The organism is Brevundimonas sp., assembly GCF_041648055.1.
Lineage (GTDB): Bacteria > Pseudomonadota > Alphaproteobacteria > Caulobacterales > Caulobacteraceae > Brevundimonas.
Map to the genome: position 1 here is coordinate 81,518 of NZ_JBAZPS010000002.1, position 23,297 is coordinate 104,814.

Genomic DNA, 23,297 nt, shown 5'->3' on the forward strand with positions numbered 1-23,297 from the left:
GCGTCTTTCGACCCGCCGCCCTCTTCAAACCAGTCTACAGGATGGGTCTAGCGGCGACGCTGACCATTTTCCCAGTAGCATTCGTTCTGACGGCCATCGTAGCAGTAGTAGTAGCCGCCGTTGTTGTCGCGGTAACGCTGCTGGTTGGCGCGGTCCTGGCTGGAGCCGCGCACGGCCCCGGCCACACCACCCACGGCACCGCCGATAAGCGCGCCGGTTGCGGCATTGCCGCCACCCACGTTGTTGCCGATGATGGCACCGGCGACAGCGCCGATACCGGCACCGATTGCGCCCTGACGGGTCGCTTCATTGACGCCGCTGCCGCCGTAGCCGTCGCTGGCACAGGCGCTGGCCATCATGCCGGCTGCAGCAATGGCGAGAATTGCCTTTTTCATGGTGAAATCCTTTGTTCCCGGGTTCGCCCCTGTCGTCACAACGCCAAGCTAGCACCCCGGTTCCCCCAATGGTCAAGGTTGTTGTGGCGGTAGCGGTCTGCTCGCCTGGATGACATAGTCAGCGTAAAGCAGGGGCCGGAACATCGGCGAGACGAGGGCGTTCGGGCGGACATGACAGACGTTGAAATCCCCGTCGGCCCTGCCGAAATCCCTGAAGCGCCGCTGCCGGCTCTGACCCCCCATGTCTCGCTCAAGACCGTGATCATGCTGGTCAACTCGCTGTCGGGAAGTGTGAGCAACCAGGCGGCCGAGGAAGCGGGGGCTATATTTTCGGAGTATGACTGCCAGGCAAGCGTGGTGTCTCTGGAGCCCGGGCAGTTCGATGAGCAGATCAGAACCGCCATTGAGGCTTGCCCCGACGCCCTTTTCGTCCTGGCGGGGGACGGCACGGCCGGAACGATCGCGTCTCGTGCGGGCCCTAATGGACCGTTGGTCGCCCCGCTGCCGGGCGGAACCATGAACATGCTCCCCAAGGCCCTGTACGGCACCGCCGACTGGAAGGCCGCCCTCAGACTGGCGCTGGAACAGGGCGAAGCCCAGGACGTAGCGGGCGGCGAGGTTTCGGACGGGGTCGTCACCCAGGCTTTCTATTGCGCGGCCATCCTGGGGGCCCCCGCCCTGTGGGCCCCGGCTCGGGAAGCCATGCGAACCGGTAAGGTCAGCCTGGCCTGGACCCACGCCCGCAAGGCGTTGAAGCGTGCGTTCTCGGGACGCCTTCGCTACTCCCTGGACGGCTCTGCCATGAAGCGGACCGAGGCCCTGGTCTTGATCAGCCCGATGATCTCCAAAGCCATGGACGAGAATACGGGACTGGAGGCAGCGGCCATGAATCCGACCGATGCGGCGCAGGCGTTTCGCTTGGCCGCCCACGCGGTTCTTAATGACTGGCGCAACGATCCTGCCGTGACCACCAAGGCGACCCGCAAGGTGGAGGTCACCGCCCGCTCGCGCATCCCGGCCGTAATCGATGGCGAGCCGATCCTGCTTAAGTCCACGGCCAGGGTGAAGTTTGTCAAGAAAGCCTTCAAGGCCCTGGCTCCCACACTCCCTGTGGAGGATGCCGCCTGATGGGGCGCATCCTCCAGTTTTCGGACATCCATTTCGGGTGCGAACACAAACAGGCCTGTGAAGCTGCCCTGGACTACGCCCACGCCAATCCGTCCGATCTGGTTCTGATCACGGGCGACATTACCCAGCAGGGTTTGCCGGACGAATTCGAGGCTGCGGCCCGCTGGATCGACCGCATGCCGGACCCACGCTTCGTTATCGTCGGCAATCACGACGTGCCGTATTGGGGACTGTTCGCGCGGCTGTTCCATCCCTGGAAGGCCTTTGAAAAGGCGACGGGTCACCCCGCTCATGATCATCAGTTCCTGAGCCCTGGTGTGATGGTGCGCGGCGTCGTGACCGCCAGGGGATGGCAAGCACGCGCCAACTGGTCCAAGGGCGTCATCGATCTGGCGCAGACCCGAAAGGCTGCCGAAGCGTTGCGCCAGGCTCCAGTCGGCGCTCTTCGCGTGCTGGCCTGCCATCATCCCCTGATCGAGATGATCGGCACGCCCATGACAGGCGACGTCAAACGCGGCGATGCGGCGGCGCTGATCTTTGCCGAGGCGGGCGTCGACCTGATCACGACCGGCCATGTCCACGTGCCTTTTGCTCTCCCGATCGCGTTGGGTGATCGCTGCTCCTATGCCGTCGGCTGCGGGACGCTGTCGCATCGCGAGCGGGGCTCTCCGCCCAGCTTCAACCAGATCGAATGGGACGCTCACCACATTACTGTGACCGTCGTGGCCTGGGTGGGTGACCGGTTCGAGCCCAGCGACGTGTGGAAGCTGGCCCGCCGTCAGGACACGCGGAAACTGGCGACAGCACCGAATCCCAATGCTCCTGGCGAGAGGGAAATGGCCGCCACCTAGATCGAGACCCCACGCCAAAGACAAGGGCCGCAGGATTGCTCCTGCGGCCCTCATTCTTCGACACTAGTCAGTGGCTAGTACCGGCGGCGTCCGTGCGACTTTTCGGTGAACGCGGCAGCGACCATCGTGGCCAAAGCCGGGTTCCTGAGGAAGATCCAGCCGCCCGCCAAGGCCGCGACGGCTCCCAGAATCGGGCGCTCGCGGAACAGCGAAAATGCGCGCTGACCCATGCCGACGGGCTCGTCATCCTCTTCATCGCCGCTATCACCCTTCAGGTAGACCAGGGCGACGATCAGAGCGATCAGACCAAATATGGCGAAGGTGATCGCGGCTGCACCCATCGCCGGCACGACCAGGCACAAGGCATAGAAGATCGTCCCGCCCAAGGCGACCAGCGCCACGAAGCCCGCCCCGGCCGCGACTGCGGCAGCGACAGCCTTCTTAACCAGCCCGCGGGCAAGCCCCCCGCCCAACATCAGCGACGACGGCCCGACAGGAGCATGCCCAGAACGACGCCGACGCCGAGCGCGATGGCGGTCGACTGGATGGGACGCTCTTGGACCCGCTCGACGACATAACGCTGGGCCTCGTCGATGCGCTCGGACGCTTCATCGTAATATTCGCGGCCACGCACGCGGGCCGTGTCGTAATAGCCGCGAGCCCGCTTGCGCAGCACTTCGCTCTGTTCCCGCAACTTGGTTTCTGTCTCTGAGGCCTTGGCACGAACCTTGGCTTCGGCGGCGGTCGCCTTCTCGCGCAGTGCGGCCTTTTCTTCGGCTCCCAGAACCTTGAGGTCATCCTTCAGGGTATTGAGGTCGTCTTTGACGGTTGCCCGTGCTGTCTTGTTATTGGCCATGATGCGCGCTCCTGTCGTCAAGCTTGACGGTTAGATAGATAATCTTGCGAGGGAACGCCACTCCACCGTCGCGGTTCCCGCATTGCAGCACGACGCCGCGCCCGGATTGGTGGCGATTCCCGGAATGGCGAGTTAGGAAAACAACATGACACAGTGGTTGTTCCCGCCTGCCCAGACACCCGGCCTGCCGATCGCGGGGCGCACCGAGCGTTTTCCTGTACGCCGCATTCTTTGCGTGGGTCAGAACTATGCCGCCCATGCCCGGGAGATGGGGCATGAGCGCGCCGAGCCCTTCTTCTTCTCCAAACCGGCCGATGCCCTGCTCACCGACGGGGCCCACCCCACCTATCCGACCGCGACAGGCAATCTGCACCACGAGGTCGAACTGGTGTGCGCCATCGGAGAGGACGGCGATATCATCGGCTGGGCGGTGGGTTGCGATCTGACCCGGCGCGATCTTCAGGCGGCAGCCAAGGACAAGGGGCGGCCCTGGGATGCGGCCAAGGGGTTCGACCAGTCGGCGCCCTGCGGGGCCCTGACGCTGGGTGCCCTGCCTGATCCGGCGGCGGCGATCGCCCTGACCGTCAATGGCCAGACGCGCCAGTCCGGGCGGCTGGACGACATGGTCTGGAGCCCGGTCGAGGTGCTGGAGAAGGCGCGGACGCTGTGGGACGTGCAAGCCGGCGACCTGATCTTCACCGGCACGCCGGAGGGCGTCGGCCCGCTGGTGCCCGGCGACCGGGTCGAAGCTATGATCGCGGGCCTGTCACCCCTGTCCTTCACTGTGAGGCCCCGATGATCCTGCATGGCTACTGGCGCTCCGGTGCCGCCTATCGCGTCCGTATCGCCCTGGCGCTGAAGGGCCTCGCCTATGAGACGCAGGGTCGCGACCTGCGTACGGGCGCCCAGAAGGCGGCAGACTTTGTCGCCCTGAACCCCCAGGGGATGGTGCCGGCGCTACAGATCGACGGCGCGGTCCTGACCCAGAGCCCGGCCATTCTGGAGTGGCTGGAGGAGACCCATCCCCAGCCGCCGCTGTTGCCGTCCGAACCGCTAACTCGTGCGCGGGTGCGGGCCATGGCGGCGCTGATCGCCTGCGACATCCATCCGCTGAACAATCTGCGTGTCGGCAAGAGCCTGCGCGAGGATTTCGGGGCCGATCAGGCGGCCGTCGATGCCTGGGCCGCGCGCTGGATCGCGCCGGGCTTCACGGCGCTGGAGGCGCTGGTAGAGCGCGACGGACAGGGCTGGTGCTTTGGCGACACCCCTACACTGGCCGACGCCTGCCTGATCCCGCAAATCTACTCGGCGCACCGGTTCAATGTCCCGCTGGACGCTTATCCCCGGCTGCTGGCGATCGACGCGGCCGCCCAGGCTCATCCCGCCTTCATCGCCGCCCATCCGGACTGCCAACCGGACGCGGACTGACCGCGCTCCAGTCCCGGAACATCAAGCCAGAAAGCGGTTCACGGCAGCCAGGAAACGGTCCGGCTGGTCGATCATCACCATATGCTCGGCCCCCTCGATCCGTTCGAAGGTGGCGGGCGAGCGCAGGCGCGCATAGGCAGACCGGAACAGGCTGTCGGCCCGGCTGCGCGGTGAGGCGTCGTCCGGGCTCCAGCCATAGACCACGGTAACGGGCACGCGAACATCGGCCAGCCGTGGGCGCAGGTCCACGGTCATGACCTCATACAGCGCCTGGGCCAGCACGCGACGGTCGCCGCCCTGCCAGCCTATGGAGCCGAACAGGGCGTCGCTGGCCCCGCCCAGCTCGACACCCATGGCGCGGCTGCGGGCCAGCAGGACGTCGTCGCCGAGGAACTGCAGGGCCTGATAGGCCACTTGGGCCAGAGGCTCGACATCGCGGGTCGTCGCCTGGGGGCTGATCAGGGCCGGGAAGAACGGCGAGGAGTCCACCGTCATGACCCGGTCCACACGATCCCCGGCATCGGCGGCGACACGCAGACCCAGTTGTCCGCCCATGGAGTGGCCGATGATGGCAGGTCGCTCCAGCCGTTGCTCGGCAATATAGCGGCGCACCTCATCGGCAACGGTCGCCAGGATCGGCCCGCTGGCATTGGCCTGGGCCGGCAGGTCGCCGAACCCGCGGATCGAGACCAGATGCAGCCGCCGCTGACCCTCCAGCCGCTGGGCGGTCCCGCGCCAGACCTCGGCCGTCGAGGCCAGTCCGGGGATCAGGATCAGATCGGGGCCCTGCCCGCGCGAGCTGATCGCTATCCGCTGTGAGGCAAAGGCCGACTGGGCCCAGCCCGCAGGGGCGGCCAGGCCCGCCAGGGTCAGGCCGCCGATCGCTCTCAGGATGTCGCGTCTATGTGTCATGTCACCGTCGTGCCAAGGTCGCGTCCAGGATCGCATTCAAGGACAACGCAGGAGAGACCGAAATGAACCCGTCACCACAAGAGATCGTCCTCTACACCAATCCGATGTCGCGCGGCCGCATCGCCCGCTGGATGCTGGAAGAAGTGGGCCAGCCCTATCGCACCGTGGTTCTGGATTACGGCACGACGATGAAGGGCGACGACTATCTGGCCATCAATCCGATGGGCAAGGTGCCGGCGATCACCCATCGCGGGGTGACGGTCACCGAATGCGCCGCCATCTGCGCCTATCTCGCCGACGCCTTTCCGCAGGCGGGCCTGGCCCCGGCCTTCGACGATCCCGGGCGCGGGACCTATCTGCGCTGGATGTTCTTTGCAGCGGGTCCGCTGGAAGCGGCAGTCACGGCCAAGTCGTTGGGCCTGCTGGCCCCGACGGAAAAGTCCGGCATGGTCGGCTACGGCTCGTTCGATCAGGTGGTCGACGCACTGGAGACGGCGGTGACCAAGGGCCCATGGATATTGGGCGACAATTTCTCGGCGGCCGATGTCTATGTCGGCAGCCAGATTGTCTGGGGTCTGCAGTTCAAGACCCTGCCCGAGCGTGATGCGTTCAAGGCCTATGCCGACCGGCTGCAATCGCGTGAGGCGGCGGGACAGGCGCGGGCTCTCGACGACGCGCTGATGGCCCTGGCGAGTTGAACGAACAGAATATTTTCCGCTCATCCCGGCGAAAGCCGGGATCCAGTACTGTCCAGCCTGACACCTGCGTCTCAGGACCACCGCCCATGCTGGATTGTATCGACTGATCATCCAAAGCACTGGGTCCCGGCTTTCGCCGGGATGAGCGGATCAAGGAGGGACGGAATTAACCTTGGGTGGACGCCGGCCGAAGCGCCGCGCTCTGAACCTGCGGACGGCGTTCGCCGCCGGCGGCGCGGATGCGGTCGATGCGGGCCTTTTCGGCGCGGAAGGCGTTCAGATCGGCCCCGGCCAGGACGGTGCCTTCCTCGGTACGGACCCCGGCGGGATTGATCCGCTGGCCACCACGCCAGATTTCATAGTGCAGGTGTGGACCGGTCGAGGCTCCGGTCGAGCCGACATAGGCGACGACCTGACCCTGACGCACGCGCTGACCGGCACGGATACCGGAGGCATAACGTGACAGGTGGCCGTAGCCGCTTTCCAGACCGTTCGAATGGCGGATACGCAGCCAGTTGCCATAGCCGCCCCAGCGACGCGCCTCGACGACCACGCCATCAGCAGGAGCCACCACCGGTGTGCCGGAGCCTGCGGCGAAGTCGATGCCCTGGTGCATCTTGCGATAGCCGGCGATCGGGTGGCGGCGGAAACCAAAGGACGAGGAAACACGAAAGCCTCGCTCCAGCGGCGTGCGCATGAAGGCCGAGCGGGTGTTCTTGCCCGTGGCGTCGAAATACTGCGCTTCCTTCGCGCCCGCAGGCTGGAAGCGATAGAAGGCCACGCCCTTCAGCTCGGCATACAGCAGGCCGTCGGTGCCGATGGTGCGGCCCGCCTCGGTGACGGTGCGGCCAAAGACATAGGTGAACTGGTCGTTGGACTGGATGTCGCGATCCATGTCGAACTTGTGCGAGAACAGGCGACCGGCGACCCTGGTAATATCGGCGGGCACGCCTTCGCGCCGGGCGGTGCGGGACAGCGACCCCTCGACCTTGCCGCTCAGGACAACGGTCTCGTGGGCAACGCGCTCTTCCAGCGCCCGGAGACGCAAAGCGCCGTCAAAGCTGCGAGACACGGTGACCTGGGTCGCCGGCCCGGTGCGCATCGTCAGGCCGATCAGGCGGGCATCGCCCCGGCCACCGCGCGGACGTGAAATGGCGGTTTCGAACTTCTGGCCCGCGCGCATGGCGGTCACATCCACGGCGTTGGACAGGGTGGCGGCGACGGCGGAGGCCTCTTCCGGCGCGATGCCGGTGCGGCGCACGGCCTGCTCGAAGGTTTCGCCGCGGCGGATCTGGACGGGAATGGCCTCGGGCGCGGTAAGACCGTCAGGGGCACTGGCCGTGGCCAGGGCATTGGCCTCCATCGCGGCCATCTGGGATGCGCTGGGGGGCGGAACCACTTCCGCCTGTGCGGGTTGGTACGAACGTCCTGCGAACAGCGCCACCGAGAGCGCGGCCACGGCCGTGAGGGCGTGTGGCGCGATGCGCATCGGTTGGCGACGTGGGTCGAACTGAGCCATCGGTCCCCGAAACATAACGACGCCGGTCGGCGCCAAGCCACTGGTAATCGGTACTGCGCGACGTGACTTTGTCCCGTTGCGAGACGGGGCCTATAACCCGTCCGTCCCATGATGGGAAGACAGCACGTTACAAACTGTTAACCGCCGCGATAACATCGGTGAGTTTCGCCGTTCGCCGGGTGTGGCAGGCGCGCATCTTTCGAGTAATCGCGGGGTTTTCTTCAAGATCAGTGAGTGCCAAAGATTCTCTTGCCTGGACGCGGTGCGCAGTGTTGGAGAGGTGGCTGATCTGACACTCTACTGTGGTTCGTTCGCAACGGGCCTGATGCTGTTTCCGGAGCCGCTCTTGCCCCACGTATGTTCAGAGAATGACTCTCAAGGATGTCGCGTTTGAACACGGACTCCGATAGCCCGACGCCACCCAAGGCCACCGTGCGCAAAAGCGGCTGGCGACGCCTGGGGTTGGCCCTCGGCGTGTTCGTCGCCATCGTCCTGGTCTTGCTGGCGACGCTGTATCTTAATCGCCGGGCGGCGACGCGCGAGGTCCTGATCGGCTGGCTGGAGCGTCAGGGGATCGACGCCGACATGCAGGTCGAGCGGGTGGAACTTGACGGCATCGTCGCCAGCATCCGCATCGGCGATCCGGCAAACCCCGACGTGATCATCGAGCGGGTCGAGGTCGATTACGCCGTTGCCGCCCCCTGGTCACGCACCGGCCTGGGTGTGACGCCCAGCCGCATCCGGCTGATCCGCCCGGTGGTCCGGGCCGGATTTCGTGACGGCAATCTGACCTTTGACTCCCTCGATCCCCTGATCGATCGCTTCACCGGCCAGCCACCCCGCCCCGACAGTCGTAGCCCGCTGGTCATCGTCGAACAGGGGCGTCTGCGGCTGGACACCGACTATGGCCCCGTCACTGTCCTGGCCGATGCGCGGGTGGACAATGGCAAGCTGATGCAGCTGAACGCCCGCCTGCCCGAAACGGCCCTGCGCAGCGGCGATATACAGGCCCAGGGCCTGAAGGCCACTGTTCAATTGACGACGACGGGCGACCGGGTCGATGTGCGGGCCAGCGCCTCGGCGGATGCCGCGACTGTATCGGGCGTGTCGACCGAGGCCGGGTCCCTGAGCTTGACCGGTACTGTGCCCTATCCCGACCTGAAAACGCGCCGTGGTGACGGGGCGGCGGACGTGCAGGCCGTGGTGGCGGCGCGTCGGCTTCGCTCCGGCGTGACGGATGCGCGTGACCTCAGCGCCCGCCTGAGTTTCGACGGCCAGATGCGGGGCTGGATCGAAACCTTCACGATCGAGGGCCAGACCAGGGCCGACATCCGCGCGGCCCGTCTCGACGCCTCTGACGCAAGCGCGACCGGTGCCCGTCTGATGCTGGAGCGCAATCCGGTATCGCTGTCGCGCAATGCCGACGGATTGGCCTGGCGTGTCGATGGCCCGCTGCAGATGACGGCGGCCCGCGCGTCGGGAGCGGGGCTGGACGGCGAGGGGGTGCGGTTGTCCTCGCGCGTTTTCACCCTCGGAGGCCGAGGCGAGGCCGTAGAATTCCAGGCCCCTCTTAGGCTTCAGGCCCGCCGCCTGACATGGGATGAGCTTTCTCTCAGCGGCGTGGATGGGGCGGTCAGCCTCGACGCCGTCGTCGATCAAGGCTTCCGGGTCACGGGCACCGGGCGGCTGCGCAGCGCGGGCGGGGCCTGGCCCCTGTTCGGCCCTCCGGCGTCGGACGACATTGCCGAGCTGGGGGCTATGAAGCGGGCGCTGGGCGACTTCGCGGTCGACATCCCGGCGTTCACGGTCGCCGTGTCTTCCGCCACCACCCGCGTGACGCTGGACCGGCCTGCGACGCTGACACCGCGCAACGGTGGCGTGCTGACGCTCCGCCCCGCTGCCACCCCCATATTCAGCGCCCGCGATGGTCAGGCGGGCGGCGGAGCTTTGTCCCTGACCGCAACGCGCGGTGAGGGCCTGCCGGAGGCCACCTTCGACATTCCGGCCTGGCGACTGACACCCGGTGGCTTTACTGCCACCCTGGACGGTCGCGCGGCGCTCGACTTCGACCTGGCAAGAGGCATTGCGCTGCAGACGCGCGGCGAGCTGGCCTCCTCCAATGGCCGTCTGACCTATGTGGCCGAGAGTTGCATTCCCCTGACGGTCGAGCGGCTGGAACTAGACGAGAGTGACGTCACCACGATCGCCGGTCAGATCTGTCCCGCCGACCGCCCGCTCGTCACTGTGGCCGACGGCGGCTGGCGCGCGGAGGGTCTCATTGCGGGCCTCGACGCTGCGGCCCCTTTCCTTGCGCTGAACTTCACCGACGCCAAGGGCAGCTTCGTGGCGACCGGGGGACCGTTCGGCGTGGGGCTGGAGGCACAGGTCGCCTCGGCTCTTGTTGTCGACGCCACCACCCCCGCCCGGTTCAATCCGGTCACGGCCCAGGGTTCGGCCCGCCTGGCCAACGAAAACTGGACCGGCACCTTCGACCTGGCCCGCAGCGGCACGGCCCTGGGTCGCATGACCCTGGCGCATGACGGGCGGGCAGGGGCGGGTGGTCTGACCATCGATGCGCCGTCCATCGTCTTTGCCGAGCCGGGTCTTCAGCCCGACGACCTCAGCCCCCTGGTCGCCGATTTCATCCAGTCGCCCGCCACCGGCTCGGTCGGCTTTCAGGGCCGGATCGACTGGTCGTCGGACACCGATGGCTCGAGCTCCGGTCGCCTGACCATCCCCGGCCTGGACTTCGTCAGTCCCGGTGGTCCGGTGAAGGGGCTGCGCGGCACGGTCGACTTCACCAGCCTGGCCCCCTTGGTCACCGCGCCGGACCAGCGGCTGACCATCGACACCTTGGAATCGGTCGCGCCGATCACGGACGTCGCCGTCACCTTCGACCTGGCCGCCGACGCCTTCATGATCGACGGCGGAGAGATCAACATCGCGGGCGGCAAGGTGACGGTCGAGCCGTTCGCCGTGCCGCTGGACATCTCCAAGGGCTTCTCCGGCGTGATCACCCTGGACCGGGTGCAGCTGGGCGAGGTGGTGGCCAACTCCGGCTTTGCCGACAAGGTGACGATGGATGCCGTCGTTTCGGGCCGGCTGCCCTATACCTATGATCCGACCAACGGCATCCGCATCCAGTCCGGCACGATGGAGGCGGTCCAGCCGGGTCGCCTGTCCATTTCGCGCGACGCCCTGACCGGCGTCCAGGCCGGCGGTGCAGGCGGCGAGGTGCCACCGAATACCGTTCAGGACCTGGCCTTCCAGGCGATGGAGAACTTGGCCTTCGACGTCCTGACGGCCCAGCTCAACAGCTTGGACGAGGGCCGGATCGGCGTGCTGTTCCACATCCAGGGCCGTCACGAACCGCCGCAATACCAAGACCTGCGCGTCACCATTCCCGACCTGATCAGCCGCGAGTTCCTGAACCGGCCCATTCCCCTGCCGTCGGGCACGGCCATCGACCTGACGCTGGATACGACACTGAACGCCAATGAGCTGGCAGGCGATCTGATGGAGCTGAACCGTTCGCGCAACGGCGAGGTGAGTGCACCCAGAACGGAGCCAGACCCGGAGCCCGAAGCCGCCGCCCCGACTGAGCCCGCAGCCGAAACGCCTTGATGAAGGCACCTTGGCCGTTCAGAACCCATTCACCCTGAAAGGTGTTAGTCAGGGGCGACAGTTTGAGACCGGAGACCACAGCCATGAACCGGACGCGTTTGACCGTCGCCCTTCTGGGCCTCGCCGCCGTGACCACTGCGGCCTGCACGCCGACGATCCGGCTGCAGGTGGACCCTATCCAGATCTATGCGAAACTTGACGCGGACGTGCGCGTCCGCCTCGACAAGGAGCTTCAGGACCTCCTGGTCGAAAACCCCAACCTGTTCTGATGCGAAAGTTGACCGCCATGTCTTTCCGCAAACTCTTCGTCGTGACGGCTGCCGTTGCGGCCATCGGCGTGGCCGCGGGCGCGGCCTTTGCCCAGACCCCCGCCCAGAAGTCCATGATCGACGCCGCCAAGGCGCAAGGCACCGTGGGTGAGCAGGCCGACGGCTATCTCGGTTTCCGCACCCCGTCCTCGGACGGCTCGCTGACCCAGGCCGTCCAGGCGACCAATGAAGCCCGCCGCGCCGCCTATGCCCGCAGCGCCCAGGCCGCCGGCACCGCGCCCGACGTCGCCGCCGCCCGCGCCTTCGAGACCATCGTCTTGCCGCGCATCAGCTCGGGCCAGTGGTACCGCAACGCCTCGGGCCAGTGGGTCCAGCGCTAGGCCGGGTCTGACGCCGTGGGCACCGTTCGTCAGCTCCTGATCGTCCTGGCCGTCGCCGTCGTCTCGACCGTGGCGGTCGGTGCGGCCTGGATGGCCATCGGCGGCGGCACACTGCCGATCCACGGCTGGATCGCGCTCAGCCTCGGCATCGCCGGCACCGTCGCCCTGACCTGGGTGCTGATGCGACTGGCCTTTCGCTCCGACCGCGAGGGATGGGACGCCCGCGCCGATGACACCTCCGACCTGACGCCGGGGCGCAACTCGCCCGAGGCTTGAGCCCATCGCCGCGACGGGCGATAGGTCGCCCATGACCGCACCTGCCGACACGTCCCGCGCCGACATCACCTATGCTGGCTATCTGTCGCTCGACGACCTGCTGGCGGCCCAGCACCCCCTTTCGGACGAGCACGACGAAATGCTGTTCGTCGTCATCCACCAGACCAAGGAACTGTGGCTCAAGCAGATCCTGCATGAGGTCGCCCAGGCGCAAGCCCTGGTCCGCGCCGGCGATCTGGTTCCCGCCTACAAGAGCCTGGCGCGCGTCAGCCGTATCCAGGCCGTCATGACCATGAGCTGGGACATCCTGGCCACCATGACCCCCGCCGACTATCTGCGCTTCCGCGGCGTGCTCGGCTCGTCCTCCGGCTTTCAGAGCGATCAGTTCCGCCGTTTCGAGGCCATGCTGGGCCTGAAGGACGCGCGCTTCCTCAAGTTCCACACCGAACGCCCCGCCGCCCTGGCCGCGCTACAGGCCGCCATTGACGCCCCCAGCCTGTATGACGACGCTTTGGCCCAACTGGCGGCGGCGGGCCTGCCTGTGCCTTCCGAGGTCCTGAACCGCGACGTCAGCCAGCCCTATGAGCCGTCGCAGGGCGTCGAGGATGCGTGGCTGGAGGTCTACCGTGACACCACCCGCTGGTGGCCCCTGTATCAACTGGCGGAAAAGCTGGTCGATCTGGACGACGCCCTGCTGACCTGGCGGCACAAGCATGTGGTGACGGTCGAGCGGATCATCGGCCGCCGTCGCGGGACGGGCGGCACCGAGGGCGTGGCCTATCTGACCGAGACCCTGCAACGCCGCTGCTTCCCCGAGCTGTGGTCTCTGCGCACGAAACTGTAACCGCCATTTGTCGAATTTGGCGTCATGTTGCGCCGCAACCTCCGCCGTTTCGGGCCGTTCTAGGCACCTGACATTGCGGAGACCTCCCATGACCGACGCCAACCGCCACGATATCCAGGTCCTGAACGGCCTGATCCAGTCGATGATCGACAGCGCCGAAAGTTATGGCGAGGCCGCCGCCGAAACCACCAATCCCGAATACGGCGAACTGTACGCCCGGCGCGAGGCCGAGCGCCGCGCCCTGGCCGAGGACCTGTCCCAGCATGTCCGCCTGCTGGGCGGCGAGCCCCAGACCTCCGGCTCCATCATCGCCAAGGCCCAGCGCGCCCTGACCGACGTCAAACACGCCCTGATGCGCAATGAGGCGACCGTGGCGGGCGGCCCCGAACAGGCCGAGGACGCCATCAGCGCCCGGTTCGACAAGGCCGTCGCCGACACCTCCATCTCGGCCACCACCCGCGAAACCATCCGCCGCGTGCACGCTGCCATCCGCTCCGGCCATGCTGAGATGAGCGAGCTGAAACACACCCTCGAGAGCCGCCAGACCGCCGAGAGCGGGCTGTTTCCGAGCTGATGGCTATACGCGGGGGATTTGACTGGATCACGAAAGCGGTCTTCGCCCTGGGCGGCCTTCTGCTCATGGGCATTGCGCTGGGCCTTATGATCTATGCGCCAATCACTTTGGTGCGTGCCTTCACCCAGACCGAGGGCCTGGACGTGGAGCTGTTCCGCTCGATCGGCTATCTGATCGTCGCCATCGCCGTCTTCGACGTCGCCAAATACATCTTTGAGGAAGAGGTGCTCAGCGATGACGAGCGGCGCAATGCCGCCGAGACGCGGCGGTCACTAACCAAATTCGGCTCCACCATTGTGATCGCGGTCCTGCTGGAAAGCCTGGTCATGACGTTCGAGATTGCGCGTGAGGAGCCTGCCGAGTTGATCTACCCCGTCTTTCTGATGCTGGCGGGAACTGTTCTTTTCCTTGCCCTCGCGGTCTTCCAGCGCCTCAGCGCCTCGACTGAGCGCATGGTGCAGGAACGCGACCCGGAGGCGGCCGCAACACCGCCCAAGCCTTCGACACGGAAGCGCGCATAAAAAAGGCCCCGGCGTTTCCACCGGGGCCTTCTTCAATCTCGAACCGATGAAGCGGCTTAGGCTTCGGTGTCGGCGGCCTTGTCGGCGGTGCCGGTTTCCGGAACGGCCACGCCCTTGGCGGGACGCACGGTCTGCTTTTCGGCGATCCGGGCCGACTTGCCGCGGCGGTCACGCAGGTAATACAGCTTGGCGCGACGCACGACGCCGCGACGCTTGACCTCGATCGCGTCGATGTTCGGCGACATCAGCGGGAAGACGCGCTCGACGCCCTCGCCGAAGCTGATCTTGCGCACGGTGAAATTCTCGTTGATCCCGCCACCGGCGCGGGCAATGCAGACGCCCTCGAAGGCCTGGATGCGTTCGCGCTCGCCTTCCTTGATCTTGACCATGACGCGCAGCGTGTCGCCGGGCTGGAAGTCGGGAATGGCGCGTTTTTCGGTCAGGCGGGCTTTTTCTTCCGCCGCGATGGTCTGCAAGATGTTCATTCTATTCTCCTCGAGCTTTGTCGCTCTTTACCTGTGATTTGGCGAGGTCATGCCCCGCTTGGGTCTTGTCCAGATGCGCCGCCCAGAGGTCCGGCCGACGCGCCTTCGTGGTCTCTTCCCGTTGTTGCTGACGCCATCGGGCAACCTTCTTGTGGTCGCCCGACAGCAGAACATCGGGGATCGTTTGTCCCTCGAACGTCCGCGGTCGCGTGTACTGCGGATGTTCCAGAAGACCGTCCTCGAAACTCTCTGACGACAGGCTGTCTGCCGCGCCGAGCACTCCGGGGATCAATCGTACGCACGCCTCGATCACCACCATCGCCGCCGCCTCGCCACCGGCCAGGACCGCGTCGCCGACGGCGACCTCCTCGAACCCGCGCGCGTCCAGCACGCGCTGATCCACCCCCTCGAACCGGCCGCACAGGACGGTGATCCCGTCCGCCTTGGCCCATTCCTTCACACGTGCCTGGGTCAGGGGCCGACCCCGGGCACTCATGTACAAAAGCGGCCGCGAAGACCCCGGAATGCTGTCGAGCGCCCGGGCCACCACGTCCGCTTTCAAGACGGCTCCGGGGCCGCCACCCGCAGGGGTGTCGTCCAGGAAGCCGCGCTTATCCTCGGAAAAGTCCCGAATGTCCAGCGTCTGCAAGGCCCACAGCCCCTTCTCGCGCCAGGCGGTGCCGATCAGGCTCACACCCAACGGCCCCGGAAAGGCCTCGGGGAACATGGTCAGGACGGTGGCGGTGAAGGGCGGACGGGTCGTCATGGCGGGGGCACATACACCAAACCTCACCATTCAGCGACCTGTGCGCTCAAGCAGCGAGCGACCGCGTCGCGAGCGTTAGCGCCCTAACAAGACTGCCCCGCCGCCCATCCTGACGACCAGGCCCACTGAAAGTTATAGCCGCCCAGCCAGCCGGTGATGTCCACCGCCTCGCCTATGACGAACAGGCCGGGGACCGGGGTCGCGGCCATCGTCTGCTGGTCCAGCTGGTCCGTCGCGACGCCGCCCAGGGTGACCTCGGCTGTGCGGTAGCCTTCGGAGCCGACGGGCTTGACGGTCCAGGCGTTCACCGCCTCATCCAGCCGGCGCAGGGTCTTGTCGCCGATCTCGGCCAGCTTGCCCTTTACGCCTTCGCGCTCGGCGATGCTTTCGGCCAGGCGGCGCGGCACGATGTGGCCCAGCGCCGTGTGCAGCATCTGCTTGCCGTTCTCTTCCTTGGCCGCCTTCAGCCGGGCATAGACGTCCGCGCCGGGGGCTAGGGCGGCGGTGATCGCTTCGCCCTCGCGCCAGTAGGAGCTGATCTGCAGGATCGACGGGCCGGACAGCCCGCGATGGGTGAACAGGAGGCCTTCTTTGAAGACCGTTTGCCCATTGGGCCTACCGCGCTCCGCGCTGCTTGAGGCCCGGTGTGTTATCTCCGCCTCGACCGACAGGCCGGACAGCGAGGCCAGCTTCTCCAGCAGGCCCGGCTCGAAGGTCAGAGGCACCAAGGCGGGGCGGGTTTCGGTGACCCTCAGGCCGAATTGACGGGCGGTATCATAGGCCCAGCCTGTCGCCCCCATCTTGGGGATCGACTTGCCGCCGGTGGCCAGCACCAGGGAAGCGCAGCGCACGACCGCGCCGTCCGACAGGGCCGCCTCAAAGCCATCGCCGTAACGTGCCACCCGATCCACGCCCGTGCCCATCTTCAACACGGCCCCCGCATTGCGCATGTCGTCCGTCAGCATGCGGACAATCTGTTTGGCGCTGTCGTCGCAGAACAGCTGGCCCAAGGTCTTCTCGTGCCAGGCGATGCCGGCGCGATCGACCCGCTTGATGAAGTCGTGCTGGGTGAACCGCTTCAGGGCGCTGGTGGCGAAACGGGGGTTCTCGCCCAGGAAGTTGGCTGCTGTGGTGCCCAAATTGGTGAAGTTGCAGCGACCGCCGCCCGAGATGCGGATCTTCTCGCCGGGATTGCGGGCGTGATCGACGATCAGGACGGAGCGGCCGCGCCGGGCCGCCTCGACCGCGCACATCATCCCGGCGGCGCCGGCCCCGACGATCAGGACGTCGATGGATCGGGAAGATGAGGCGGCGGGCGTGACCATGACGCCCCATACATCGCCGGAGCCGTCTGGCGAAATGGGCCGGCTTCATCGTTTCGCATACCGCCGATTGACTTGGCCGTGGCGTTTTGAATAGCTGCGCTTGTCGGAAGGGAGAGAGACGATGAAGCGGCTATTGGGGGCGACCGTCGCGGTGGCGGCGATCATGGGCGCGTCGGCGGTGGCGGCGCAGGACTATTCGCTGAGCCCAAACTATGGCGAGGTGCGGCTGAGTTCCGGCTTTTCGCCCGACCCTCACACCGTCTCGGTGACGGCGGGCGGGACGATCGACGCGGCCAAGCTGGGCTCTCCCTGCTCGGGCCGCATTAGCGATGCGCCGGACGTGCAGGTGACCTATTCACCCGGCAGCCTGCCGCTGATCTTCCGCACGGCGTCGGACAGCGACACGACACTGGTCGTTAATGCGCCGGACGGCCAGTGGTACTGCGACGACGACGGCTTTACCGACCTGGGGGCCGAGGTGCGGTTCAACAGTCCGCGCAGCGGCAACTACGACGTCTGGATCGGCACCTTCGGCGGCGGGACGGCGGCGGCGACGCTGTATGTGACCGAGCTGAACGACGCCAGCGACTACGGCGGCGGCAACAGCGGCGGGGGCGGCACGATCAACTCGGGCCTGACCGCCACCTATGGCGAGGTGCGGCTGAACTCCGGCTTCACGCCCGACCCGCACCGGGTCAGCCTGACGGCCGGCGGCAGTATCGAGGCCTCGACCGCGGCCCGGGATTGCAGCGGCATGGTAGCGGCGGCCCCGGACTATCAGATCACCTATTCAGCCGGCAGCCTGCCGCTGGTGATCCGCACAGAGTCCGGATCGGACACCACCCTGCTGGTCAACGGGCCGGGCGGAGAGTGGTATTGCGACGACGACAGCGGCGGCGGCACCAATGCCCAGGTGCGGCTGAACAAGCCGTCGTCGGGCGTCTATGACATCTGGGTCGGCACCTTCGGCAGTGACACGGCCTCGGCCAGCCTGCTGATCACCGAGGTGCCCTGAGGGCCCGGCGACCCGCCGACAGGGTCGCCTTTCCACTACAAGCGGTAAAAAAACCGGACCGGCCCCCGACGCAAAGCGGGGGCCGGTGTCGGCGTGCGGACAATCGGGCCGGACCTAGGGCGGTCGGGCGGCATCGGGGCTAGCGCTGTCAAAGACCGGTCAGGCAGGGCGGGCTCGTGGAGGGCCCGGTGCGCATTATAACCCGGCGAGCCCATGGGGCGGGAAAAAGGGCGCGGCGTGGGGGTGTCGGGCGGCTGTCCGGGCGGTGACGGGGCCAGAAGGGCCAGCTGAGGGGTCGCAAAGGGCGACAGGATCAGGGTCGGGAATCCACCCTTCAGGGATTGGCGGGGGTGCCGATGCCGGTTGTGGAGAAACGGAACAAAGCAGGAACAATTGTCTTGCCAGAGACGCGCGGCGGGTCTTGTGTGAGGGCCTCGCCGCCCCCCCGCCCAGAGCCCTGCCCAGAGCCCCGCCTAGAGAGCTTTCATGACCGTCACCCCCAACCCCGCCCCCGACCTGCTGGCTTCGCTACAGGGCCTGGACCTGACCAGCGCCGACGGCCGCGCCGGCATCCGCACCCTGTTGTCAGAGATCGAGCGCCTGTCGCCCGGCCTGATTCTGCAACAGGCCGCCGGTATCGAACTGCAGCGCGTGGGCATCCGCCGCTCGGCCCGCGAGGCTACGTGACGGGAGTCCTGCGCTTCGCCTTTAGCTTAGATTATTCCACCTTTGCCCCAAGCCGTGCTGTTTGGCTGCTTCTAGCTCCCCCTAATGCGCCTCGTCCCAGTTCGCCGCCGCTCGCGCCTCGACCACCAGCGGCACCGATAGCGCCACGGCCGGTTCCGCCGCCTTTTCCATCGTTCGCTTGATCACGGCGATGGCGCGGTCGGCCTCGGCTTCGGGGGCTTCGAAGACCAGTTCGTCGTGGACCTGGAGCAGCATGCGGGTGCCGAGGCCTGCGTCGGCCAGGGCCCCAGGCATGCGCATCATGGCGCGGCGGATGATGTCGGCGGCGGCACCCTGGATGGGGGCGTTGATGGCGGCGCGTTCGCCGAACTGGCGCTCGGCGGCGGATTTGGACTGGATGGCCGGGATATGGATGCGGCGGCCGAAGATCGTGGAGACCGTACCGGTTTCGCGCACCAGGGCCTTGGTCGCATCCATATAGGTGCGGATGCCGGGGAAGCGTTCGAAATAGGTCTTGATGTAGGCCCCAGCCTCGCCCTGGTCGATGTTCAGCTGATTGGCCAGGCCGAAGGCGGAGATGCCATAGACGATGCCGAAGTTGATGGCCTTGGCGCGCCTGCGGGTCTCGGGGTCCATCTGGTCGACGGGGACGCCGAACATCTCCGAGGCCGTGGCGGTATGGATGTCGATGCCGGCGGCGAAGGCGCGCTTCAGCTCCGGGATGTCGCCGATGTGGGCGAGGAGGCGCAGCTCGATCTGGCTGTAGTCGGCGGAAATCAGGACGTGGCCGGGGGAGGCGATGAAAGCCTGGCGGATCTGGCGGCCGGTCTCGGTACGGATGGGGATGTTCTGAAGGTTGGGGTCGCTGGAGGCCAGGCGGCCGGTGGTGGCGGCGGCCAGTTGGTAGCTGGTGTGGACGCGGTCGGTGGTCTTGTCCGCCGCCTCGATCAGGGCGTCGGTATAGGTGCCTTTCAGCTTGGACAGCTGACGCCAGTCCAGCAGGACGCGGGGCAGGTCGTGGGTGAGGGCCAGGGTTTCGAGGGTGGCGGCGCCGGTCTCCCACTGGCCGGATGCGGTCTTCTTGCCGCCGGACAGGTTCAGCTCTCCGAACAGGATGTCGCCGATCTGTTTGGGGCTGCCGATGTTGAAGGGGCGGCCGGCGATCTGATGGGCCTGGGTCTCCAGCTCGGCCATGCGCAGGCCGAACTCGCTGGACAGCCGTTTCAGGCGGTCGGGGTCGACGCGGATGCCGGCCCGCTCCATGTCGGCCAGGACGGCAGGCATGCCGCGCTCCAGCGTCTCATAGACGGTGACCAGACCTTCCTCGGCCAGGCGGGGCTTGAGGATGTGCCACAGCCGCAGGGTGACGTCCGCATCCTCGGCCGCATAGCGGGTGGCGGGGACCAGATCGACATGGCGGAAGGACTTCTGGCTCTTGCCCGTGCCCGCCACCTGTTTGAACGGAATGGGGTCGTGGCCCAGGTGCAGCCGCGCCAGCTCGTCCATGCCGTGGCCGTGCAGACCGCCCTCCAGCACATAGGAGATCAGCATGGTGTCATCGATGGGGGCCACGCGGATGCCGCGCTGGGCCATGACGGCCAGGTCGTATTTGCCGTTCTGGACGACCTTCAGCACGCCGGGGTCCTCCAGCAGGACCTTGAGCCGGGCCAGGGCCGTGGGCTTGTCGATCTGGGTCGGGACGGGGGAGCAGGCGGCGTCGTTGTCGGTGCCGCCGAAATCGAGGCCGCCGGTGCCGGCCACAGGCTCGGCCTCGTGCGTCAGGGGGATATAGCAGGCGTCATTGGGCCCGATGGCCAGGGAGATGCCGCACAGCCCTGCATGGGTCGCGGACAGGGCCGAGGTCTCGGTGTCGAAGCCGACGAGGCCCGCCTCTGTGGCCCGGGCGATGAAGGTGTCCAGAGCCTCAAGCGTCTGGATGCAGACATAGGCGTCCAGGTCGAAGGTCTGGTCGGCGACGGGGGCCGTGGCTTCCTTCGGCGCATAGCGGGGCGTCATGACCGGGGCGGTCAGGGGCCTGGGCCGGACCACGAAGGCGGTGCCGTCCTTGGCCGGGGCCACGCCGTCGCCGACACGGTTGCGAAGGCTGCGGAACTCCATCTGGTCCAGGAAATCGCCCAGCACCTGGGGGTCGGGGTGGCGCACGACGAAGTCGTCGATGGGCTCGGGCGCGGGCGCATCGCAGGTCAGGCGTACCAGCTCGCGGCTGAGCAGGATCTGGTCCTTGAAGTTGATCAGGGTCTCGCGCCGCTTGGGCTGTTTGATCTCGCCGGCGCGTGCCAGAAGCGTGTCCAGGTCGCCGTATTCGTCCAGCAGCTGGGCCGCCGTCTTGGGGCCGATGCCGGGGGCACCGGGGACGTTGTCGACGCTGTCGCCGATCAGGGCCTGGAGGTCGACCATCTTCTCGGGCAGGACGCCGAACTTCTCCATGACCGCCTCCTCGGCCAGGCGGCGATCCTTCATCGGATCCCACATGACCACCCCGCCGCCGATCAGCTGCATCAGATCCTTGTCGGAAGACACGATCACCGCCTCGCCGCCCGCGTCGCGCGCCTTGCAGGCATAGGTGGCGATCAGGTCGTCGGCCTCATAGCCGGGCAGCTCCAGACAGGCGACGCCGAACGCCGCAGTCGCCTCGCGCACCAGCGGGAACTGGGGGATCAGGTCTTCGGGCGGGGCGCTGCGATTGGCCTTGTACTGATCATACAGGTCGTTGCGGAAGGTCTTTTCCGAATGGTCGAAGATGGCCACCAGATGGGTCGGGCCGTCCGATCCCTTCATGTCCTGCAACAGCTTCCACAGCATGTTGCAATAGCCCTGGACCGCCCCGACGGGCAGGCCGTCCGACTTGCGCGTCAGGGGCGGCAGGGCGTGATAGGCGCGAAAGATATAGGCCGAGGCGTCGATCATCCACAGCCGCAGCGGCGGGCCGTCCTGGGTGAGGGGGCGGTCTGTAGTTTCGGGCGCAGCGTCGATCATGCGGCGAACATAGGCGGGCAGATCGCCGCCGTCATCGCCCGTTTGCCGCTACTTCGCCCGCAGGCCCGTGATCGTGCGGTTGGGGGCGATGTCCTCGGCCGAGGTGATGAGGTGAAGCAATGCGGGGCGGCCGGCCTTGCGAGCGGCGTCCAGGGCGGCGGGGAAGTCCTCGGTGCGCTCGCAGCGGATGCCGAAGGCCCCGAAGGCCTCGGCATATTTGACGAAGTCGGGGTTCTTCAGGTCGGTGGCGATGACGCGGTCGGCTCCGGGATAGTGCCCCTCCTGATGCATGCGGATGGTGCCATAGGTGCCGTTGTCGACGACGATCACGACGGCGTTGATGCCGTACTGGACGGCGGTGGCCAGCTCCTGACCGGTCATCAGATAGTCGCCGTCGCCCGCCACGCAGATGACCTCGCGGTCGGGATGCAGGCTCTTGGCCGCCAGGGCCGCCGGATAGCCATAGCCCATGGCTCCCGACGTCGGCGCCAGCTGGGTCCGGCAGGCGCGGTGGCGATAGAAGCGATGCAGCCAGGCGGCGAAGTTCCCGGCCCCGTTGGTGACGATGGCGGTCGGCGGCAGGGCCTGACCCAGATGCGCCATGCATTCGCTCATGTTCACCGCGCCTGTGACCGACACGGGGCTCGAGAAGGCCTGATAGTGATCGTGGGCCGCCCTGGCCTGGTCATGCCAGGTGCGGCCCGGGTCGATGGTGGACAGGGCGTGGGCGGCCAGGGAATTGTCGGCCGTCGCGCTGAGCAACGGTGTCCAGACGCGGCCCAGTTCCTCGGCCCCGGGATGGATGTGAACCAGCGTCTCTGCCGTGCGGGCCCGGTCGAACAGGGTGTAGCCCTGGGTGGGATTTTCGCCCAGCCGCGCGCCGATGGCGATCAGAAGGTCCGCGTCCTTGGCGCGCTTCATCAGTTCGGGATTGCAGCCCAGGCCCAGATCGCCCGCATAGTTGGGGCGGGCGTTCGACAGGATGTCCTTGCGCCGGAACGACAGGCTGACCGGCAGGCCCAGCCGTTCCGACCAGTCGCCGATGGCGGCGGCGGCCTCTTCCGTCCAGCCGGAGCCGCCCAGGACCAGCAGGGGCCGCTCGGCCCTCGACAGGCGTTCGCGCACGGCCTCGACAAAGGCCGGGTCCAGTGCCGCACGCGCCGGAGCTACGGGCCGGATCGGGGCGGGACCGCCGTCCTCATGCAGGATGTCTTCGGGCAGGGCGATGACCACGGGCCCCATCCGGCCCTGCTGGGCGGTGGCGAAGGCGCGCTCGACCACCTCGACGGTGCGGTCGGGGCTTTCGATCTCGGTCGCCCATTTGGCCAGGCCGCCGAACACCTCGCGGTAATCGACCTCCTGAAAGGCCCCGCGCCCCCGATCGGTCAGGGCGATCTGGCCGACGAACAGGATCATCGGCGTGGAGTCCTGATGGGCCGTGTGCACGCCGATGGAGGCATGGGTCGCGCCCGGTCCGCGCGTGACCATGCAGATGCCGGGCTTGCCGGTCAGCTTGCCATAGGCCTCGGCCATGTTGGCGGCCCCGGCCTCATGACGGCAGGCGATGACTTCGATCTTGTCGCGCACGTCCGCCAGGGCATCCAGCACGGCCAGATAGCTCTCGCCCGGCACGCAGAAGACGCGGGTGACACCATTCATCACCAGGGTTTCGACAAGGCGGCGGGCGGCGGTGTTGGCGGCTTGGGTCATGAGGCGTCGCTTAGCAGATCACCTGCGTCCCTGGCCA

The 23,297-nt window shown here is 67.1% G+C and carries 24 protein-coding genes; 14 read left to right on the forward strand and 10 right to left on the reverse strand.

The features are described 5' to 3' along the window. Positions 1-47: 47 nt before the first annotated feature. On the reverse strand, positions 48-395 hold the full coding sequence (locus tag WC585_RS06655; protein ID WP_373256888.1) for a YMGG-like glycine zipper-containing protein: 348 nt from the start codon (positions 393-395) through the stop codon (positions 48-50). A gap of 171 nt (positions 396-566) precedes the next feature. Between WC585_RS06655 and WC585_RS06660 the strand changes: the two genes are divergently transcribed. Continuing rightward, the gene (locus WC585_RS06660) at positions 567-1,523 is read left to right on the forward strand and encodes a diacylglycerol kinase family protein (protein ID WP_373256889.1); all 957 of its coding nucleotides are present in this window, start codon (positions 567-569) and stop codon (positions 1,521-1,523) included. After that, on the forward strand, positions 1,523-2,374 hold the full coding sequence (locus tag WC585_RS06665) for a metallophosphoesterase (protein ID WP_373256890.1): 852 nt from the start codon (positions 1,523-1,525) through the stop codon (positions 2,372-2,374). Before WC585_RS06660 ends, WC585_RS06665 begins: the two co-directional genes overlap by 1 nt. 74 nt (positions 2,375-2,448) lie before the next feature. Here the strand turns inward: WC585_RS06665 and WC585_RS06670 are convergent, their stop codons facing one another. Both WC585_RS06670 and WC585_RS06675 read right to left on the reverse strand, forming a co-directional pair. Beyond that, positions 2,449-2,850, reverse strand: a complete 402-nt coding sequence (locus WC585_RS06670; protein WP_373256891.1) for a hypothetical protein — start codon at positions 2,848-2,850, stop codon at positions 2,449-2,451. Further along, positions 2,850-3,230: a YqjD family protein gene (locus tag WC585_RS06675; protein ID WP_373256892.1), complete on the reverse strand. Its 381-nt coding sequence runs from the start codon at positions 3,228-3,230 to the stop codon at positions 2,850-2,852. Before WC585_RS06675 ends, WC585_RS06670 begins: the two co-directional genes overlap by 1 nt. Before the next feature lie 145 nt (positions 3,231-3,375). Between WC585_RS06675 and WC585_RS06680 the strand changes: the two genes are divergently transcribed. Both WC585_RS06680 and maiA read left to right on the forward strand, forming a co-directional pair. Then, the gene (locus WC585_RS06680; RefSeq protein ID WP_373256893.1) at positions 3,376-4,029 is read left to right on the forward strand and encodes a fumarylacetoacetate hydrolase family protein; all 654 of its coding nucleotides are present in this window, start codon (positions 3,376-3,378) and stop codon (positions 4,027-4,029) included. Then, a complete protein-coding gene (gene maiA / locus WC585_RS06685) occupies positions 4,026-4,658 on the forward strand; it encodes a maleylacetoacetate isomerase (RefSeq protein WP_373256894.1) in 633 nt (210 codons plus the stop codon). Before WC585_RS06680 ends, maiA begins: the two co-directional genes overlap by 4 nt. 21 nt (positions 4,659-4,679) lie before the next feature. On the opposite strand, the gene WC585_RS06690 is transcribed toward maiA, so the two are convergent. Beyond that, the gene (locus WC585_RS06690) at positions 4,680-5,570 is read right to left on the reverse strand and encodes an alpha/beta fold hydrolase (protein WP_373256895.1); all 891 of its coding nucleotides are present in this window, start codon (positions 5,568-5,570) and stop codon (positions 4,680-4,682) included. A gap of 62 nt (positions 5,571-5,632) precedes the next feature. Here WC585_RS06690 and WC585_RS06695 point away from each other — a divergent pair, with 62 nt between their 5' ends. Continuing rightward, the gene (locus WC585_RS06695) at positions 5,633-6,268 is read left to right on the forward strand and encodes a glutathione S-transferase family protein (protein ID WP_373256896.1); all 636 of its coding nucleotides are present in this window, start codon (positions 5,633-5,635) and stop codon (positions 6,266-6,268) included. A gap of 166 nt (positions 6,269-6,434) precedes the next feature. Here WC585_RS06695 and WC585_RS06700 read toward each other — a convergent pair whose 3' ends face one another. Further along, on the reverse strand, positions 6,435-7,787 hold the full coding sequence (locus tag WC585_RS06700; RefSeq protein WP_373256897.1) for a peptidoglycan DD-metalloendopeptidase family protein: 1,353 nt from the start codon (positions 7,785-7,787) through the stop codon (positions 6,435-6,437). Between the two features lie 390 nt (positions 7,788-8,177). Between WC585_RS06700 and WC585_RS06705 the strand changes: the two genes are divergently transcribed. The 7 genes from WC585_RS06705 to WC585_RS06735 all read left to right on the forward strand — a co-directional run bounded on the left by WC585_RS06705 (position 8,178) and on the right by WC585_RS06735 (position 14,275). Next, a complete protein-coding gene (locus tag WC585_RS06705) occupies positions 8,178-11,411 on the forward strand; it encodes a YdbH domain-containing protein (protein ID WP_373256898.1) in 3,234 nt (1,077 codons plus the stop codon). A gap of 83 nt (positions 11,412-11,494) precedes the next feature. Continuing rightward, positions 11,495-11,680: a YnbE family lipoprotein gene (locus WC585_RS06710; RefSeq protein WP_373256899.1), complete on the forward strand. Its 186-nt coding sequence runs from the start codon at positions 11,495-11,497 to the stop codon at positions 11,678-11,680. Between the two features lie 17 nt (positions 11,681-11,697). After that, positions 11,698-12,060: a DUF1318 domain-containing protein gene (locus tag WC585_RS06715; protein ID WP_373256900.1), complete on the forward strand. Its 363-nt coding sequence runs from the start codon at positions 11,698-11,700 to the stop codon at positions 12,058-12,060. Between the two features lie 15 nt (positions 12,061-12,075). Further along, on the forward strand, positions 12,076-12,336 hold the full coding sequence (locus tag WC585_RS06720; RefSeq protein WP_373256901.1) for a hypothetical protein: 261 nt from the start codon (positions 12,076-12,078) through the stop codon (positions 12,334-12,336). A gap of 31 nt (positions 12,337-12,367) precedes the next feature. Further along, entirely contained in the window at positions 12,368-13,180 is an 813-nt protein-coding gene (locus tag WC585_RS06725) for a tryptophan 2,3-dioxygenase (RefSeq protein WP_373256902.1), read from the forward strand. An 88-nt stretch (positions 13,181-13,268) separates the two neighbouring features. Then, entirely contained in the window at positions 13,269-13,754 is a 486-nt protein-coding gene (locus WC585_RS06730) for a PA2169 family four-helix-bundle protein (protein ID WP_373256903.1), read from the forward strand. After that, the gene (locus WC585_RS06735) at positions 13,754-14,275 is read left to right on the forward strand and encodes a GNAT family acetyltransferase (RefSeq protein WP_373256904.1); all 522 of its coding nucleotides are present in this window, start codon (positions 13,754-13,756) and stop codon (positions 14,273-14,275) included. The genes WC585_RS06730 and WC585_RS06735 overlap by 1 nt, the downstream gene beginning before the upstream one ends. A gap of 56 nt (positions 14,276-14,331) precedes the next feature. On the opposite strand, the gene rplS is transcribed toward WC585_RS06735, so the two are convergent. The 3 genes from rplS to WC585_RS06750 all read right to left on the reverse strand — a co-directional run bounded on the left by rplS (position 14,332) and on the right by WC585_RS06750 (position 16,851). Beyond that, the gene (gene rplS, locus WC585_RS06740; RefSeq protein ID WP_373256905.1) at positions 14,332-14,760 is read right to left on the reverse strand and encodes a 50S ribosomal protein L19; all 429 of its coding nucleotides are present in this window, start codon (positions 14,758-14,760) and stop codon (positions 14,332-14,334) included. Position 14,761: 1 nt separating this feature from the next. Then, complete coding sequence (trmD, locus tag WC585_RS06745; RefSeq protein ID WP_373256906.1) at positions 14,762-15,526, reverse strand: tRNA (guanosine(37)-N1)-methyltransferase TrmD; 765 nt, start codon at positions 15,524-15,526, stop codon at positions 14,762-14,764. Between the two features lie 83 nt (positions 15,527-15,609). After that, a complete protein-coding gene (locus WC585_RS06750) occupies positions 15,610-16,851 on the reverse strand; it encodes an NAD(P)/FAD-dependent oxidoreductase (protein ID WP_373256907.1) in 1,242 nt (413 codons plus the stop codon). Between the two features lie 121 nt (positions 16,852-16,972). On the opposite strand from WC585_RS06750, the gene WC585_RS06755 reads away from it, so the two are divergent. Next, positions 16,973-17,866, forward strand: coding sequence for a hypothetical protein (locus WC585_RS06755; RefSeq protein WP_373256908.1), 894 nt, complete (start codon positions 16,973-16,975; stop codon positions 17,864-17,866). A 486-nt stretch (positions 17,867-18,352) separates the two neighbouring features. Further along, a complete protein-coding gene (locus WC585_RS06760; protein WP_373256909.1) occupies positions 18,353-18,553 on the forward strand; it encodes a hypothetical protein in 201 nt (66 codons plus the stop codon). 81 nt (positions 18,554-18,634) lie between these two features. On the opposite strand, the gene polA is transcribed toward WC585_RS06760, so the two are convergent. Both polA and WC585_RS06770 read right to left on the reverse strand, forming a co-directional pair. Continuing rightward, positions 18,635-21,550, reverse strand: a complete 2,916-nt coding sequence (polA, locus tag WC585_RS06765) for a DNA polymerase I (RefSeq protein WP_373256910.1) — start codon at positions 21,548-21,550, stop codon at positions 18,635-18,637. A gap of 48 nt (positions 21,551-21,598) precedes the next feature. Next, positions 21,599-23,260 carry a thiamine pyrophosphate-binding protein gene (locus WC585_RS06770; RefSeq protein WP_373256911.1) on the reverse strand — a complete coding sequence of 554 codons (1,662 nt, stop codon included), beginning with the start codon at positions 23,258-23,260 and terminating at the stop codon, positions 21,599-21,601. Positions 23,261-23,297: the final 37 nt, after the last annotated feature.